The organism is Stenotrophomonas bentonitica (genome assembly GCF_002887735.1).
In the GTDB taxonomy this organism is placed as follows: Bacteria; Pseudomonadota; Gammaproteobacteria; order Xanthomonadales; family Xanthomonadaceae; genus Stenotrophomonas; species Stenotrophomonas bentonitica_A.
Genome location: NZ_PKQP01000001.1, coordinates 489044 through 506069, shown reverse-complemented (window position 1 = coordinate 506069; position 17026 = coordinate 489044). Strand labels below are relative to the sequence as shown.

General features: G+C 68.8%; 12 protein-coding genes. 3 read left to right on the top strand and 9 right to left on the bottom strand.

Going from position 1 to position 17026, the window contains the following annotated elements:
* Positions 1-23 precede the first annotated feature (23 nt).
* The 4 genes from pdeM to C0R07_RS02270 are packed head-to-tail and all read right to left on the bottom strand — an operon-like array spanning position 24 to position 5728.
* Positions 24-668, bottom strand: coding sequence for a ligase-associated DNA damage response endonuclease PdeM (gene pdeM / locus C0R07_RS02285; RefSeq protein ID WP_070471042.1), 645 nt, complete (start codon positions 666-668; stop codon positions 24-26).
* Complete coding sequence (locus tag C0R07_RS02280; RefSeq protein WP_102788095.1) at positions 658-3105, bottom strand: ligase-associated DNA damage response DEXH box helicase; 2448 nt, start codon at positions 3103-3105, stop codon at positions 658-660. Before C0R07_RS02280 ends, pdeM begins: the two co-directional genes overlap by 11 nt.
* Positions 3106-3119: 14 nt before the next feature.
* Positions 3120-4724 (bottom strand): ATP-dependent DNA ligase, encoded by a 1605-nt coding sequence (locus C0R07_RS02275; RefSeq protein WP_102788094.1) that lies wholly within the window; start codon positions 4722-4724, stop codon positions 3120-3122.
* Positions 4721-5728, bottom strand: coding sequence for a ligase-associated DNA damage response exonuclease (locus C0R07_RS02270; protein WP_046273294.1), 1008 nt, complete (start codon positions 5726-5728; stop codon positions 4721-4723). The genes C0R07_RS02275 and C0R07_RS02270 overlap by 4 nt, the downstream gene beginning before the upstream one ends.
* Before the next feature lie 109 nt (positions 5729-5837).
* Here C0R07_RS02270 and C0R07_RS02265 point away from each other — a divergent pair, with 109 nt between their 5' ends.
* Positions 5838-7469: an isovaleryl-CoA dehydrogenase gene (locus tag C0R07_RS02265; protein ID WP_070471034.1), complete on the top strand. Its 1632-nt coding sequence runs from the start codon at positions 5838-5840 to the stop codon at positions 7467-7469.
* Positions 7470-7543: 74 nt separating this feature from the next.
* Here C0R07_RS02265 and C0R07_RS02260 read toward each other — a convergent pair whose 3' ends face one another.
* The 3 genes from C0R07_RS02260 to C0R07_RS02250 all read right to left on the bottom strand — a co-directional run bounded on the left by C0R07_RS02260 (position 7544) and on the right by C0R07_RS02250 (position 9742).
* Positions 7544-7948 carry a hypothetical protein gene (locus C0R07_RS02260; protein WP_070425654.1) on the bottom strand — a complete coding sequence of 135 codons (405 nt, stop codon included), beginning with the start codon at positions 7946-7948 and terminating at the stop codon, positions 7544-7546.
* A gap of 152 nt (positions 7949-8100) precedes the next feature.
* Complete coding sequence (locus tag C0R07_RS02255; protein ID WP_019183430.1) at positions 8101-8442, bottom strand: hypothetical protein; 342 nt, start codon at positions 8440-8442, stop codon at positions 8101-8103.
* Between the two features lie 124 nt (positions 8443-8566).
* The gene (locus C0R07_RS02250) at positions 8567-9742 is read right to left on the bottom strand and encodes a thiolase family protein (protein WP_019183429.1); all 1176 of its coding nucleotides are present in this window, start codon (positions 9740-9742) and stop codon (positions 8567-8569) included.
* Between the two features lie 176 nt (positions 9743-9918).
* Here C0R07_RS02250 and C0R07_RS02245 point away from each other — a divergent pair, with 176 nt between their 5' ends.
* Positions 9919-12861, top strand: coding sequence for an autotransporter serine protease (locus C0R07_RS02245; protein ID WP_102788093.1), 2943 nt, complete (start codon positions 9919-9921; stop codon positions 12859-12861).
* Between the two features lie 77 nt (positions 12862-12938).
* Here C0R07_RS02245 and C0R07_RS02240 read toward each other — a convergent pair whose 3' ends face one another.
* Positions 12939-14036 (bottom strand): Glu/Leu/Phe/Val dehydrogenase dimerization domain-containing protein, encoded by a 1098-nt coding sequence (locus tag C0R07_RS02240; RefSeq protein WP_026069816.1) that lies wholly within the window; start codon positions 14034-14036, stop codon positions 12939-12941.
* Positions 14037-14330: 294 nt separating this feature from the next.
* Between C0R07_RS02240 and C0R07_RS02235 the strand changes: the two genes are divergently transcribed.
* The gene (locus tag C0R07_RS02235) at positions 14331-15437 is read left to right on the top strand and encodes an HDOD domain-containing protein (protein WP_070471080.1); all 1107 of its coding nucleotides are present in this window, start codon (positions 14331-14333) and stop codon (positions 15435-15437) included.
* A gap of 1 nt (position 15438) precedes the next feature.
* Here C0R07_RS02235 and C0R07_RS02230 read toward each other — a convergent pair whose 3' ends face one another.
* The gene (locus C0R07_RS02230) at positions 15439-17016 is read right to left on the bottom strand and encodes a phospholipase D family protein (protein ID WP_102788091.1); all 1578 of its coding nucleotides are present in this window, start codon (positions 17014-17016) and stop codon (positions 15439-15441) included.
* Positions 17017-17026 lie beyond the last annotated feature (10 nt).

Genomic DNA, 17026 nt, shown 5'->3' with positions numbered 1-17026 from the left:
ACCGACGTCGCGCGCTGTCCGGATCAGCGCGCCGGCAACGCGATGGCCTGGTCCTCGACGCAGGCCACCAGCCTTTCGCCCGAGGCCAGTACCGGTGCGATGCCGGCAGTGAAGCCCGAGAACGCCGGCAGTATCGTCATTCCCTCGCGCATCCAGAACGCTGGCCAACGCCGCTGCATGCCCGGCAAGCGGGCCAGCGGATGCAGGTGACCACACAGCACATGCAGCCCTGGCTGCGGCTGCGGTGCATGACGCAGCAGGAACGGTCCTTCCTGGATACGCTCGCCCAGCAGTTCGATGCCCAGGTCGGCCTTGGGCAGCACACGGTCATGATTGCCTTCCATTGCACCGATCCACAGCTGTGGATGCTGCTCGCGCCATCCCTGCCACTGGCGGTACCACGCAGCGCGGTGCGCAGCGCCATGCAGCACGTCGCCGAGTATCCACAGATGGCGGATGGCGCGCTGCTGCACCACGGTGCCCAGACGCTGCAGGTCATCGGAGGTGCCGCCACTGGGCAGGCCGATGCCCGAACGCCGGAACAGATCGGCTTTGCCCAGGTGAAGATCGGCGATCAACAGTGCATCGCGCGCCGGCCAGTACAGCGCACGCGCACCGAGCAGATGGACGCTTTCGCCGGCGAGGGTGATCGGCAGTTCAGGCGCCATGGCGCTTCTCCAGTTGCTGTGCGGCGCGCAGGACGCGGGTCTTCCAGTCTTCGTTGCTGAGCTGGCCGCGCAACCGTTCCGCCCAGAGCGGGAAAGACAACGGTCCCAGGCTGGTCGGATGCTGCACGCTCAGCGTTCGGGCCTGGCAGCTCGACAGAGCGCGGGCCAGGCTTCCCAGATCGAGTTGATCGTGCAGCACTTCGTGTTCGGCCAACGTCAGCAGGATGTGATCCGGATCGTGCTGGCGCAGCACGTCGTACAGCAGCCCGCTGGAGGCCTGCAGCTGGCGCAGGCTGCGCGGCGTGCGGCCGGGCAGTGCCGGTACGAGCATGCCTGACACCCGCGCGATATCGCGGAACTGGCGCCGCGCCAGTTCGCCCAGGTTGAGGCTCTCGCGCAGATCGGTGAGCAGTCCCTCCGGCGCCAGCAGGGTGCGTACGCGCGCTGCATCGAGTTCGACCGGGCGCGCCGGTGCGAGCACGAAGCCATAGTCGTTGGCCGCGTAGCCGAAGGTATTGCTGTGCTGTCGCGTCCAGCGCAATGCCATCAGCGCGGCCAGCCCTTCATTCACCTGGCGACCGGCGAAGGGATACACGAACACGAACTGGCCATCGCGACGCCGCACGTGTTCCACCAGCAGCAGCTCCGGACCTGGGAGGACGGACAGGCGCGTCTGCAGCGCGAGCAGCGGCGCCAGCCAGCGCATCTCCGGGCTGTCGGCAGGGCGGGCCAGCACCGTTTCCATTTCATGGCCCAGCGCGTCGGACAGTGGCAGCCGGCCGCCCTGCCAGCGCGGCACTACGCCATCGCCGCCCCGGGCCAGGCGCACATACGCGGTCAGGTTCTCCAGCCGCACCAGTTCCAGCAGGCGACCGGCGAACTGGAAGCGATCACCGGGGCGCAGCCGGCTGAGGAACTGCTCCTCCACCGCACCCAGCCGGCCGCCGCGCAGGAACTGCACCATGACACTGCCATCGCTGGTGATGGTGCCGATCGACAGCCGGTGCCGCAGCGCGACGCGACGGTCGTGCACGCGGTAGATGCCATCGTCATCGCGCACCACCTTGTGGAAGTCCGGGTACTGCGACAGCGCGCGGCCGCCCTGCACGATGAACTCGAGCACGCCCTCCCAGTGCGTGCTGTCCAGCCCGGCGAACGCGTGCGTGCGCCGCACCTGCTCCAGCAGCGCGTCCCGATCAAAGCCGCCGCCCAACGCGCAGCTCACCGCGTGCTGCGCCAACACATCCAGCGACAATCGCAGCGGCCGGCGGGCTTCGATGTGCCCCTGGGCCAGCGCGCGACGCGCGGCGGCATACTCCACCAGCTCCAGCGCGTGCGAGGGCACGCACACGATGTGCCCGGATTCGCCGGGGCGATGCCTGGCGCGCCCGGCACGCTGCAGCAGCCGCGCGATGCCCTTGGGGCTGCCGATCTGCAGCACCTGGTCGACACTGGGGAAATCGACGCCGAGATCCAGGCTGGAGGTGGCGACCACGCAGCGCAGGCGGCCTTCGCGCAGGCCCTGCTCGGCGGCGCGGCGCAACGCCGGGTCCAGTGAGCCATGATGCAGTGCGAGGGTATCCGGGTCTTCCGGCCACACTGCCGCCAGTGCCTGGTGCCAGAGTTCGGCATGGGCGCGGGTGTTGGTGAACAACAGGCTGGTGCGCACCGTGAGCAGCTTCTCCAGCACGCGCTGCAGCTGCGACAAGCCCAGGTGGCCGGCCCAGGGAAAACGCTCGCCCTGCGCGGGCAGCAGTGTCTCCACGCTGACCGGACGGGGGCGTGCGCCGGCCACCAGCGGCGCGTCGGGCACGTCGGGCAAGAGCACCTCGCGCGCCTCCTCCAGATTGCCCAGCGTGGCCGACAGCCCCCATACCTGCAGGGCGGGCAGGGCGTCGCGCAGGCGGCGCAGATTCAACTGCAGCAGTACGCCGCGCTTGTTGCCCAGCAGTTCATGCCACTCATCCACGACCACGCAGCGCAGGTGCTGCAGGCGGGCCATCGTGTCGGGGTAGCTGAGCAGCAGGGCCAGTGATTCGGGCGTGGTCACCAGCACATCCAGCCGACCCTCGCGCGCCAGTCGCTTGTCGCGCGCGCTGGCATCGCCGGTGCGCAGGCCGACCTGCCAGTCCAGCCCGAGGGCGTCCAAAGGCTCTCGCAGCGCGCGCGCGGTATCGGCGGCCAGCGCGCGCAGCGGGGTGATCCACAGCACCTGCAGGACCGGCACCGGTGTCTTGGCACGGCCACGCGTGGTGCGTGGTGGCGGATCGTGCAGCGCCTGCAGCAGCGGCCCGCCGAACATCGCCAGCGTCTTGCCGCTACCGGTGGGTGTGTGCAGCAGGCCCGAGTCGCCCGCCAGGTAATGCTTCCACATCGCTTTCTGGAACGGCAGCGGCGCCCAGCCCCGGCTGGCGAACCACGCTGTCAGGCGGGCCATGGCCTCCCGTCGCGTCACCGCGCCAGTGCCTGCAGCTGGGCCAGCGTGTCCGCTTCGCTGGCCGGTTTGTCATGCCGCCAGCGCAGGATCCGCGGAAAGCGCACGGCGATGCCGGACTTGTGGCGCTTGCTGCGGTTCACCGCCTCGAAGCCGAGCTCGAACACCTGCTCGCCACGAACGCTGCGGACCGGCCCGAAGCGCTCGATCGTGTTCGCGCGGATCCAGCGGTCCAGCGCGAGGATTTCCTTGTCATCCAGGCCCGAGTACGCCTTGGCCACCGGCACCAGCGTCTGGCCATCCCACACGCCGAAGGTGTAATCGGTGTACAGCGTACTGCGGCGGCCATGGCCGGACTGGGCATAGATCATCACCGCATCGATGGTCAGCGGCGCGATCTTCCACTTCCACCAGTCGCCGCGCCGGCGTCCGGCCTGGTAAACCGACTCGGCGCGCTTGAGCATCAGCCCTTCCACGCCACGCTCGCGGGCCAGGTCGCGCTGCAGTGCCGCCGTGTGCCAGTCCGCCACGCTGAGCGCCGGTGACAGCCGCAGGCGCGGGTCGTCCAGCGTGGCCAGTACCTCGGCCAGGCGCGCCCGCCGTTGCGAGAGGGGCAGGGCGCGCAGGTCTTCACCGCCCAGCTCGAGCAGATCGTAGGCAAGCACGCGCACCGGCGTATCGCGCAGTGTCTTCGGGCCGGGCTTGAGTCGCTGGATGCGGGTCTGCAGGGCGGTGAAGGGCAGCGGCAGATCGTCGCCGTCCGCCCAGGCCAGCAGCTCGCCATCGATCACGCAGCCATCGGGCAACGCCATCGCGGCCGCCTCGATCTCGGGGAAGCGACCGTCCAGTCGCTCCTCGCCACGCGACCACAGCGCGACCTCACCCTGGCGGCGCAGCACCTGCAGACGGACGCCATCCCACTTCCATTCCAGCAGCCAGTCATCGATCGGGCCCAGCGTGTCGACCTCGGCCTCCAACGGCGATGCCAGGAAGAACGGGTAGGGCTGCTGGCGATCCTCGGGGCGCTCTTCGGGGGACAACAAGGCGGCCAGCAGGCCCGGCGTGGGTACCCAGCTGCCGAGCATGCGCTGGGCAATGCGCGCGATGTCGATGCCCGACCATTCGGCCAGCGCCTGCTGCACCAGCCGCTGTGACACGCCCACCCGCAGCGCGCCAGTCAGCAGCTTGTTGAACACCAGCCGCTCATCGAAGGCGAGCTGTTGCCACGCCCCGGTGACGGCGGCGTGACGCACCGGCTCGGGCTGATTGGCCACCGGCAGCAGCTTCTGCTCGATCCAGTCGGCCAGCCCGATATCCGCGCCGGCCTGCGCCGGATCATTCATGAGCAGGGTCAGCGTCTCGGCCAGATCGCCAACCTGGTCATAGCTGTCGTCGACTAGCCAGGCGGGCGTATCGGACAACTCGGCCACCCACGCGCGCAGCTCGGCGTTGCCGGCGATCTTCTGGCGCGCGCTGGTGACCTTGCCGCCGGCCAGCAGGAACAGGGCCCATGCGGCGTCGTGCGCGGGGGCCTGCTGGAAGTAGCGCACCAGCGCGGCGCGTTTGTCGCCGGTCGCGGTGCTGCGGTCCAGCTCGCTGTAGAGCGCGGCAAAGCGTTTCATTCTTCGTCCCCGTAGCCGGTGGCGAAGGCCTCGGCGGCGACGCCACGCTCGCGCAGGAAGCGGATCAGCGCGTCGGTGTTGCCGTGGGTGGCGATGACGCGGCGCGCACCGGTCTCGGCGATGGTGCGCAGCAGGTCAGGCCAGTCGGCGTGATCGGAGACGACGAAACCGCGATCGTAGTTGCGCCGGCGGCGGTTGCCACGCACGCGCATCCATCCGGAGGCAAAGCCCAGCTGCGCGCGCTTGAAACGGCGCATCCACGCGCTGCCCGCCGCCGAGGGCGGCGCCAGGATCAGCTTGCCGGCGAACGCCGCCCCGCGTTCCTGCTCGCTGACCGGTTCGGTGGCCAGCATCGGGATTCCCGCCTCGCGATAGACCGCCACGCCCGTGGCGATCGCCCCATGCAGCAATGCTGGTTGGGTTTCCAGCGGCAGCAGTTCGGCGAGGATCCGCTGCGCCTTGCCGAGTGCGTAGCACAGCAGCACGGCTGCCTCGCCACGCGCTTCGCACTCGCGCCGCCAGGCCACGATGTCCGCGGCGACCTGTGCGGTGTCCGGCCAGCGATACACCGGCAGGCCGAAGGTTGCTTCGGTGATGAAGGTATCGCACGGCACCACCTCGAACGGCGCGCAGCTCGGATCGTGCTGGCGCTTGTAGTCGCCCGAGGCCACCCACACCCGGCCCGCATGCGCGATCCGCACCTGCGCCGAGCCGAGCACATGCCCGGCCGAGTGCAGGGAGACCTCGGTGTCGCCAAGGGTGAAGCGTTCACCATAGGCGTGCGCGGTGCAGTCCACATCGCCCAGCCGCCAACGCAGGATCGGCAGGGTCTGCGTGGTGCAGTGATAGTGACCCATGCCGTTGCGCGCATGGTCGCCGTGGCCATGCGTGATCACCGCGCGCGGCACCGGCCGCCATGGGTCGATATGGAAGTCACCGGCCGGGCAGTACAGTCCCTCCGGGCGCAGCACCACCAGGTCGTCGTTGTCGGCATCGGCGTTCATGCCTGCACTGTGCCGCCGCGCTCGTGCAGGAGGTGAGAATCCGCATGAACGGCGGCCTGCACGGGGATGCGGCAGAATCGGTGCATCTGTCTGCAAGGAGGTCGCCGAGATGACGTCTGCCTGGCCCGCGTTCGAGACGCACGAGGTGAGCAACCAGCCGCCGCCCTTCGGAGGCCGGAACCTCTGGGCCGACGACAGTGCACTGGCCGATGCCGTCCAGCGCGAGGGAGGTGGCGTTTTCGTGAGCCCGCTGGCGCGCTACGGCGGCCTCGCCGGCGATGCGCTGTACCGGCTCGGCTTCGATGCCAACCGCGACCGCCCGCGCCTGCGCACGCACGACGCGCAGGGCCATCGCATCGATACCGTCGAGTTCCATCCGGCGTACCACGAGTTGATGAGCACGGCCAAGACGCATGGCGTGGCGGGGCTGTCCTGGCATGACGGCCGCCCCGGCGCGCATGTCGCGCGCGCTGCCTTGAGCTACCTGCATCACCAGGCCGAGGCGGGCACCAGCTGTCCGTTGACGATGACCCATGCGGCGGTCGCGGTGCTGCGCCAGGCGCCGGCGCTCGCCGAATGGGCGGACAAGGCGGCGGCCCCGCACTACGACCCGCGTGACGTCCCGATTGCCGACAAGGCCGGGATCACCCTGGGCATGGGCATGACCGAGAAGCAGGGCGGTTCTGATGTGCGCAGCAACACCACGCGCGCCGAGCCGCAGGCCGATGGCAGCCATGCGCTGATCGGCCACAAGTGGTTCTTCTCCGCGCCGATGTCCGATGGCTTCCTGGTGCTCGCGCAGGCGCCGGGTGGGCTGAGCTGTTTCCTCATGCCGCGGCGCCTGGCCGACGGCAACCGCAACGCGTTCCGTCTGATGCGCCTGAAGGACAAGCTTGGCGACTGGTCCAACGCCTCCAGCGAGGTGGAACTGTGTGGGGCCTGGGCGCAGCGCGTGGGCGAGGAAGGGCGTGGGGTGGCCACCATCATCGGCATGGTGATGATGACGCGGCTGGACTGCATGCTTGGTGCCGCGGCGGAGATGCGCATGGCACTGGCGCAGGCACTGCACCACACCCGGCACCGCAGCAGTTTCGGCGCGCGGTTGAGCGAGCATCCGCTGATGGCCAATGTGCTGGCCGACCTGGCGATCGAATCCGAAGCGGCCACCGTGTTCGCCATGCGCGTGGCGCGTGCGGTCGACCAGGCCGGAGGCGATCCGCAGCAGGCGGCCTTCGCGCGCATCGCCACGGCGGTGGGCAAGTACTGGGTGTGCAAGCGGGCTGCCGTGTTCGTCAACGAAGCGCAGGAATGCCTGGGCGGCGCGGGCTATGTGGAGGAGTCGATGCTGCCGCGGTTGTACCGGCAGGCGCCGTTGAATTCGATCTGGGAAGGCAGCGGCAACATCCAGTGCCTGGACGTGCTGCGTGCGCTGTCGCGCGAGCCGCAGGTACTGCAGGCGCTGCAGGTTGAGCTGGACGCGGTGGCCGGGACAGATGCCCTCTATGACGCCGCGTTGCGGGCACTGCGGGCGCAGTTGGCGACACCGCCGGAGCAGGCGCAGGCACGCCGGGTCACCGAGCGCCTGGCGCTGTTGTTGCAGGCCGCGGTGCTGCTGCGTGCGCAGAGCCCGAACGCGTCCGCCTTTATCCGCTCACGGCTGGGGGCCGAGCATGGGATGGCCTTCGGCACGCTGCCGGCCGACGTGGACTTCGCGGCCGTGCTGGGCCGCGCTCTGCCGTAAGCGGCCGCCAATGAAAACGCCCCCTCCGGAGAGGGGGCGTTGGTCACCACGCTGTGGCGGTGCGTAACGCCGACTCAGCGCTTGGCTTCGTTGGCGTTCTTCTTGGCATCATCGGCCACGTCGCGCGCCTTGTCGGCGACCTTCTGCGCGGCATCGGCGGTGGAATCGCTCGCGTGGGCCGCGGCATCCTTGGCCGCGACCTTGGCTTCGCCGGCGGCTTCGGAGGTGGCGGCGGCAGCACGGTCGAGTGCCTGCTGGGTATCGGCGGCAGCGCGCTCGGAGGCGGCGGCGGCATCGTCGGCGGCACTGCGGGTCGCCGCAGCGGCCTTGTCGACTGCTTCGCGGGCGGCAGCGTTGGTGCTGTCGGCGGCCTGGGCGGCATCACGGCGCGCCTGTTCGGCTTCCGGGCCCTTGCAGGCGGCCAGGCCGAGCAGCAGGGAAGCGGCCAGCAGGGAGGTGGTCAGCGGACGGATCTTCATGTGGCGCTCCAGAACGGCGATGGATGGGAGGCCAGCCTATTCATGCGCCTGTGAAGAACCGGTGGGTGGCGGCACGGCCACCAAAACGCGCCCAAAGAAAAAGCCGCTGGCGAACCAGCGGCTTCTTCAGACTTGCTTGAAGAAAGAAGTGATTACTTCTTGGCTTCTTCAGCAGCGTCCTTGGCCTGCTCAGCGGTGTTTTCCGCAGTCTTGGCAGCGTCCTTGGCCTGCTCAGCAGCAGCGTCGGTGGCAGCGCCAGCAGCCTGGGCAGCGGCATCAGCCGAAGCGTCAGCAGCGGTGGTGGCGGTGTCAGCAGCAGCCTGGGCAGCGTCAGCAGCCGGGGCGCCAGCAGCAGCGGCCTGGTCAGCAGCGGCCTGGGCGTCAGCGGCGGCTTCGTTGGCCGAAGCGGCGGCGTCAGCAGCCTGCTCCTGCTTCGAGCAGGCGGTCAGAGCCAGGCCCAGGGCCATTGCGATCAGCAGCTTGTTGATGCTCATTGTTGTGAATCCTCGTCGTTAGATTAGGCAACGCGCTATTGCGCGCCCGGCAACATGATGACAAGCCACGATTGGCTGTCAAGCGATCGCGCATTCAGTTTTGAGAAATGCGCGTTAAACCAAATCAAATCAATTCGATAGCGATGGCGGTCGCTTCGCCGCCGCCGATGCACAGGGTAGCAATTCCGCGCTTGGCCCCACGCGTGCGCAATGCGTTCACCAGCGTGACCACCAAGCGTGCGCCCGAGGCACCGATGGGATGGCCCAATGCGCAGGCCCCGCCATTGACATTGACCTTGTCGTGCGGGATGCCCAGCTCGCGGATCGGCGCCATCGCAACCACGGCGAAGGCTTCGTTGATCTCGAACAGGTCCACCTGGTCCAGCGTCCAGCCGGTCTTGTCCATCAGCTTCTGGATCGCACCGATCGGCGCGGTGGTGAACCACTCCGGCGCCTGCGAGTGGGTGGCGTGGCCGACGATGCGCGCCAGCGGCTGCAGGCCGCGGGCGGCGGCATCGTCCTCGGAGAGCAGCACCACGGCAGCGGCGCCGTCGGAGATGCTCGAGGAGCTGGCGGCGGTCACCGTGCCGTCTTTCTTGAAGGCCGGGCGCAGGGTCGGAATCTTGGCGATGTCCGAGCGGCCGGGCTGCTCGTCCTGCGCGTACTCGACCTCGCCCTTGCGGGTGCTGACCTTGACCGCGACGATTTCGCCATCGAAGGCGCCGTTGGCCTGCGCGGCCTGCGCGCGGCGGACCGATTCGATCGCGAAGGCATCCTGGTCCTCGCGGCTGACCTGGTACTTCTCCACGGTGCATTCGGCGAACTCGCCCATGGCCTTGCCGTCGTACGCATTGACCAGGCCGTCGTGGGCCATGTGATCCACGGCCTGGAAGTTGCCGAAGCGGTTGCCGGTGCGCGAGTTGGGGATCATGTGCGGGGCGTTGGACATCGATTCCATGCCGCCGGCGACCACGATGCTGGCCGAGCCGGCCTTGATCAGGTCATGCCCCAGCATGATGGCCTTCATGCCCGAACCGCACACCTTGTTCAGGGTGGTGGCGCCGGTGGACACCGGAATCCCGGCGGCGATCGCGGCCTGGCGGGCCGGCGCCTGGCCGAGGTTGGCCGGCAGCACGCAGCCCATGATCACTTCGGAAACATCCGCGGCCGGTACTCCGGACTGCTCCAGGGCCGCAGCGATCACGGTGGAGCCCAGGGTCGGGGAGGGCACGCCGTTGAACTGGCCCAGGAAGGAGCCGATGGCGGTGCGCTTGGCGGCGGCGATGACGATGTTGGACATGTGCAATCTCTTTGGTGCGTGAGCTAAGAGCGGAATAGGAACGCGGGCGTTGGAAGCCGACGCATTTCCCGGCAGACTGCGTGGGGGTCGGCCCAGTATAGAGGGTCGGCATTGACTGCCGGTGTCTGCCCGGGGGGCAGGCAGGTGGGGAAGGTCCATTCACTAGGGGAACAGGGATGAAGCAGGTTGTGATCGGCAGGTCGGCCTTGGCCGCGGCATTGGCATTGGCACTGAGTGCCTGCGGAGGTGGGGGCAGCAATGTCCGGGGGGATCTGGAGCCGTCGCCGCCCCCGACCACGCCCCCGTCGCCGCCGCCAACGACGCCCCCCACAACGCCGCCGGTAACGCCACCGGTAACGCCTCCGCCTCCGGCCGTCGATGCACACCTGACGGTGATCAATGCGCGCGATGTGCAGTTCACCGGCAAGGGCACCCGCATCGGCGTTGTCGATTCCGGCGTGAGCCGCACCAATCCGGCGGTGTCCGGGCGGGTGGTGTCCAGCCGTGCCTACATCGATCCGCTGGTCAACAATCTCAACATCGATGACGTGGTCGGCCATGGCACGACGGTGGCCTCGCTGGCGGCGGGACGCGCGTTCGGCGCCTGGCCGGGCGGCGTCGCGCCGGAAGCGCTGATCGTCTCGGCACGGATCATCGCCGACAAGCGGCCTGCCGACGATGGCACGGGCAATGGCAACGAGGTGACCGGCGCGCTCGGTCTGGCCGGCGTCCACCAGGATCTGATCACCGACGGTGTGCGGATCATGAACAATTCGTGGGGCGGGCTGTATTGGACCAACACGGCCGCCACCGCACCGATCGCCGCGGAGTATCGCCCGTTCATCGTCGGCCACAACGGCCTGGTGGTGTTCGCGACCGGCAACGAGAGCCGCGCCAATCCGTCCAGCATGGCCGCACTGCCCAGCCAGCCGGGCCCGGGCAACACCCGGCCGGCGGCGGATCTGGAGCGCGGGTGGCTTGCGGTGACCGCCGTGGACACCAACAAGCCCGATACCCTCGCGTCCTACGCCAATGCCTGTGGTGTGGCAGCCAATTACTGCCTGGCCGCGCCGGGCACGGCCGTCTTCCTCGATCCCAAGAACCCTGGCGGTCCGTTGCTGTACGGGTCTGGCACCTCTTACGCGGCGCCGCTGGTCTCCGGGGCCGCCGCGCTGGTATGGGAAGCCTTCCCGACGTTGACCACGGACCAGGTCCGGCAGGTATTGCTGGGCACCGCGACCGATCTGGGCGCGGTCGGTACCGATGCGGTCTTCGGGCATGGCCTGCTCAACGTGGGTCGCGCCGTGCGCGGGCCGGGTCGGCTGGACTGGGGCGACTTCCATGCGGCGCTCGGCACCGCCTACACCGTCTGGTGGGGAGGCTTGTCGGGCGCGGGCGGGGTGGTCGTTGACGGCGGTGGCAACGTGGTCGACGGGATCGATGATCCGGGCATGACGCTCGGCGGAGAAAACCGCAATGCCGGGCAACTGCGCATCACCGGCGGCGCGACCGTAGCCATCAATGACCTGTATCAATCCGACATCGTGGTGGACGCCGACTCCTATCTTTACGCCTGGGATGTGATCACCAACGGGACGATCACCAACAACGGCGTCATGCAGATCAACTCCAACGCGAACCCGCGGATCGCCACGCAGTACAACGGCGATCTGTACAACAACGGCATCCTGTTCAACCGCGACCACGCCAACAGCACCCTCAACGGCAACTTCATCCAGAGCGCGACGGGTGAGTTCTGGATGTTGCTGGGCACCGATCCGCTCCACATCGGCGGCCGGGCGACGCTGGATGGCGGACTGTTCGTCTATGGGTTGGCGGAGGGCTACGTCGCACGGCGGGAGCATGAGGTACTGGTGGCCGACGGGGGCGTCAACGGGCAGTTTTCCTCGCTGGGCTTCAATGCGGCCACGTTGCCACTGCTGCAGGCGACCGTGCACTACGACCCCAACCGCGTGTATCTGGACGTGGAGCCCACGTCGGTCACCACTGCTGCAGCGGCCCGCACGTCCGATGTCGGCACACTGGCCTCGGCCGCACGTGTGGAAGCGGCGTTCCAGGCGCTCGATGCGCGCCTGCAGCCGTCGGCACCCTCGACCGCGATCGTGCTGGATCCCGACCTGACCGCAGCGGCGGGGGCCATCCAACAGACGCCCACCGACCAGGCGTTGAGCCAGACGCTGGACAGCTTGTCCGGCAAGGCGCATGGGCTGGCCGCTGCGATGACGTTCGATGCGATCGACATGAACCGTCGCGGTCTGTCGGCGCGTCTGGATGCAGCGATGGCCACGCCCGGTCTGCGCGGCGCATGGCACAGCGCGCTGGGCGAGGCGGGGCAGGGCAGCTTCGCCGGCACGGGGGCGCAGACCCAAGGCTGGATGATGGGTCAGGATCTGGCCTTGGGCAGCAGCGGCATGATGGGCGTCGCCTTCGGCGAGACGCGCAGCAACAGCAGTCGTGACTGGGGCGGTGACCGTGGCCGCGATCGTCAGTCGCAGGCGCAGGTATATGCCGGCTGGAATGTCGGCAACGGCTATGCCATCGGCCAGGTCGGGGTCGGTCAGTTCACCCGCAACATCGACCGGCAACTGCTGCTGGGCGCTGGGCAGTACGGCGTCAACGCGCGTTACGGCGGCCACTTCAGCACCGCCAGCATGGAGTCCGGCTACCGCTTCGGCTCGGCGGTGGCGGGGCTGACGCCCTACCTGGGCGCGGAATACGCCCGCGTGGACAGCGACAGCTTCAGCGAGGACGGCGGCTTTGGCTTCGGCCTGCGCGCCGAAGGCAACGTTGCCAGCCGCAGCCAGGCGCTGGCCGGCCTGCGGGCGGAGACGCGCTGGGGCAGCTGGTCGCTGCGCGGTTACGCCGAGTGGCAGCAACTGCTGTCCAGCACCGGGCTGGATCCGCAGGCGAGCTTCGTCGGCGTGGAGGCCTGGGCACCGTTGGCAGGCCTGCAGCCGGCCCGCTCGGGCGGCTTGTTCGGGCTTTCGGTGGAGTCGTGGCTGAGCCGCAGCAGTCGCCTGGCGTTCGGCTATGACCAGCGCTTCGGCCCGCGCGGCGATCTGCGCCAGGTGCAGCTGCGCTACTCGGCCGGGTTCTGACGGCCGGTCTCACTGCGACGTGTATGAAAAAAGAGGGCGCGATCGATGATCGCGCCCTCTTCGTTTGTCACGCCGGCTCAGTTGCCGCGCAGCGTGCCCCGCCGCGGCGTGCTGCGCCCCAGCGGCATTTTCAGCTTGCCGATGGAGAGGATGCGCGACTCGGCGATCTGGTCGGCGGCGCGTTGCGGGGCGATGCCCTCGCTCTGCGACAGCGCGAAGATGCGGCCGAGGTTGTGGTAGATGCTGCGGATCAGGCGCATCGCGCGCTCACGGTTGTAGCCGTCGATCTCCAGCGAAACGTTCATCACGCCACCGGCGTTGACCGCGTAATCCGGCGCATAGAGGATGCCGCGGGCATGCAGTTCATCACCCACTTCCAGGCTGGAGAGCTGGTTGTTGGCCGTGCCGCAGACGATCCTGCACTTCAGGCGCGGCAACGTGTCCGGATTGATCGCGCCTTCCAGCGCGCACGGCGCGAAGATGTCGGCGTTGACGTCGTAGATGTCCTCCGGCTTGACCGCTTCGGCACCGTACTCGGTGACGGCGCGATCCACGCGCGCGCTGTCCAGGTCGCTGACGTACAACTTGGCACCACGGTCGCGCAGCAGCTTCACCAGTTCCATGCCGATGTGCCCCAGGCCCTGCACCGCGATGCTGGCCTTGCCCACTTCCTCATGGCCCAGCTTGTGCTGCATCGCCGCCATCAGCGCCTGCAGCGCGCCATAGGCGGTGAACGGGGCCGGGTCGCCGGAGCCGCCATGTACCTGGTGCACGCCGGTGACGTACTCGCTTTCCAGGTAGATGTTCTCCATGTCGTTGACATCGGTGCCCACGTCCTCGGCGGTGATGTAGCGGCCGCCCAGCGAATCGACATAGCGGCCGAACGCGCGGAACAGCACTTCGCTCTTGTCCCGCTTCGGATCGCCGATGATCACCGCCTTGCCGCCGCCCACGTTGAGCCCGGCCAGGGCGTTCTTGTAGGTCATGGTGCGGCTCAGGCGCAGCGCATCGGCCAGGGCCTCGTCGGTGCTGGCGTAGGGACGCATGCGCACACCGCCCAGGGCCGGGCCCAGGGTGGTGTTGTGGATGGCGATGATCGCCCTCAGACCGGCATCGCGGCTGTGGCAGAACACCACTTGTTCGTGACCGGTGGTTTCGAGGGTTTCAAATAACATGGTGGCTCCGATGGTGCGAACGGTGGCTAACAGCGGCGAACGCGCCAGCAAAAGGTGGGTTGTAAAACAAAAAAAGCGACGTCGTCGGGTCTCGGACGGGTCGCGCGGCGCCATTCTAGTCCATTCCGATGGAGGGTGCTGTCAGGGGATCTCCCGTCGCGCTGTCATTAAAGTTGCTGAAGCGCAGGCCGATGCCGTGGCAACGGTGTGGATGGCCGGTCATCGCAGGAAGGATCACGTGGGCGCAGTCGCAACAGGGCAGGTGCGGGACCCGGTGCATCCGGGGCGATGGGCATGAGCGTCGCGATCTGGGTGGGGGTTGCGGTGCTGGTGCTGCTGGGTGGGGTCGCGCTGCTCCGCCAGCGGCGTGTCGCGCCGGTACCCGCGACGGGGCGCGCAGCCGCCACGCAGGCGTGCGGAGCGTTGCCCGCGGGCAGCGTTCCGCCAGGCACCGACCCCGTGGCGGTGCTGCAGGCCGGGCTGCACACGCTGGCGCTGGTGCCCCGCAGTGGCGATGCTGCCGATGCAGCGGCCCCGCACGCGCTTGAGCTGCGCGATGCGGTCACCGCCTCGCTGCTGGCGCGGGACTGGTCGGCCCGCCACCTGCCTCGCCGCCCACAACTGCTGCCGCAGCTGATCCAGACCGTCAACGACAGCGACGCCTCGGCGCGCGCGATGGCCGGGATCATCAGCCAGGACCCGGTGCTGACCGGCAACCTGCTGCGCATCGCCAACAGCCCGGTCTACCGGGTACAGACACGCCCGGTGGAAACGCTGCAGCGGGCCGTCACCCTGGTAGGGACCGATGGCATCCGCCAGATCATCAGCGCGGTGCTGGTGCAGCCGGTGATGCAGCTGCAGTGCGATGCCTTTCCGCAGTTCAGCGCGGTGATCTGGGAGCACGCGCTGCTGGCATCGCGCGCCGCCGCCGATCACGCGCGCACGGTGACCCATGAAGATGGCTTCGCCGCGCAGTGGCTTGGTCTGACCCAGGGCCTGGGGGCGGCGCTGGTGATGCGGCACCTGCTCGATGCCTGCGCCGAGCACGGCGTGGCGGTGCCGCCACGCGCGCTGGCGGCCGAACTGCTGGACAGCTGGACCCTGCCGGTGGCCAGCCGGATCGCCGCCGCATGGGAGCTGCCCAAGGCCGTGCACGATGCCTTGATCCGCCAGAGCGGCGGTGGGCTGGCGGCCAGCCTGCGCCTGGCGCGCGCGGCGGCCGCGGCCAGCCTGCTGTGCCGCCACGGCCAGATCGGCCAGGCCCAGGCGCTGGCCCTGCTGGAACAGCTGGACGACACGCCGCCGCACGCGCTGCAGTGGATCTGGCGGCGGGTCCACGGCCGGGCGGTGGAGACCGTGGACTGTGACGAGGCCGAGTACGACGTGGCCCGGGCGGGCTGAGCTAGAGCTGCGATTCCAGTGGCAGCCAGCTGATCGCACGCGCGCTGGCACGCAGCCAGAAACCGGCGTCCGGTTCGCGGTACAGCCAGTGCGGCGGCTGTGCATCGCGTTCCAGCCAGCGCACGTCGCCCTCCGGGCCCAGGGCCACCCAGTAACTCTGGCTCGGGCTGGCCAGGCGCAGATACTCCTGGCGCAGTTGCGCGGCAAGCACCGGATCGTTGAACAACACGCCCATCTCGGTGTTGAGGTACGCCGAGCGCGGATCCAGGTTGAACGAGCCGACGAAGCCACGCTGGTCATCGATCATGAACGCCTTGGTGTGCAGGCTGGCCCCGCTGCTGCCGAACAGGCCACTGCCATCCACGTTGCCGCGTGATTTGAGCTCGTACAGCTGCACGCCACTGCGCAGCAGCGGCGCACGGTAGTGCATGTAGCCGCTGTGCACGGCGGCCACGTCGTTGGCCGCCAGCGAGTTGGTGATCACCCCGACCTGGGCACCGCGCGCGACCATCGCGCCCAGCCCTTCGGTGCCGTCCTCGCCCGGGACGAAATAGGGCGAGATCAACAGCGCCTTGTGCCGCGTGCTTTCCAGTTCCTCCACCAGCCGCGTCACCAGCCAGCCGGCCTGGTCGTCGCGGCGGTGCTTCATCGGCGGGTCCGAGGCGATCTCCACCTTGCCGCTCCAGTGCAGGTCCAGTGCATCGCGGTAGTACGAGCGCTGCGCCTGCGAGCGCGCGACCCTCTCCAGGTAGGGCCTGGCACTGCCCAGGCGCGCTTCGTGCTCGCTTTCGCGGATCAGCAGGCGCAGCTGCGGCTCGGTGTAGAACGCCAGCGCGCGGATCGGCACGGCGGTATCACTGTTCCAGTAATCGTCGAAAATGGTGTTGGCCTGCTGTACCGCTTCGCCGGCGACCAGCAGGTCCAGGTCGCGGAAGTTCACGTCCGGGCGCGCGCTGAAATATTCCTCGCCGATGTTGCGGCCACCGACGATCGCCACGCGCCCGTCGGCGATCCACGACTTGTTGTGCATGCGGTGGTTGACGCTGAAAACGCGCTGGACCATCTCGACCAGCCGCCACAGCCCGCTGCGGTTGCGGAACGGGTTGTACAGGCGGATCTCGATGTTGGGGTGCGCATCGAGCGCCATCATCAGCGCGTCCTTGTCCTGGGCATTCATGTCATCGAGCAGGATGCGCACCCGCACGCCGCGCTCGGCGGCGCGGTACAGCTCGTTGGCCATCAGGTGGCCGATCAGGTCGTCCTGCCAGATGTAGTACTGCAGGTCCAGGCTGCGCCCGGCGTGCTGGGTGATCACCGCGCGCGCGGCGTAGGCATCGAGCCCATCGGAGAGGAAGGCCACGCCGGTCTGGCCGGGATGCTCGGCCTGCAGGCGGACCAGCTCGCGATCGATCGCGGTCTGGTCGGCCTGCGTGGGCAGCACCGTGGAGCGCTCGCCGAGAGCCTGCGGGGTAAGGTGATCGGCCAGCAGCAGGCCACTGAGCACCAGCAGCACCAGCAAGGCCACGATGATCCCCAGCCAGCGCAGCAGCCGGCGCCAGAACGGTCTTTTCTCGGTCATGCCCCGATCG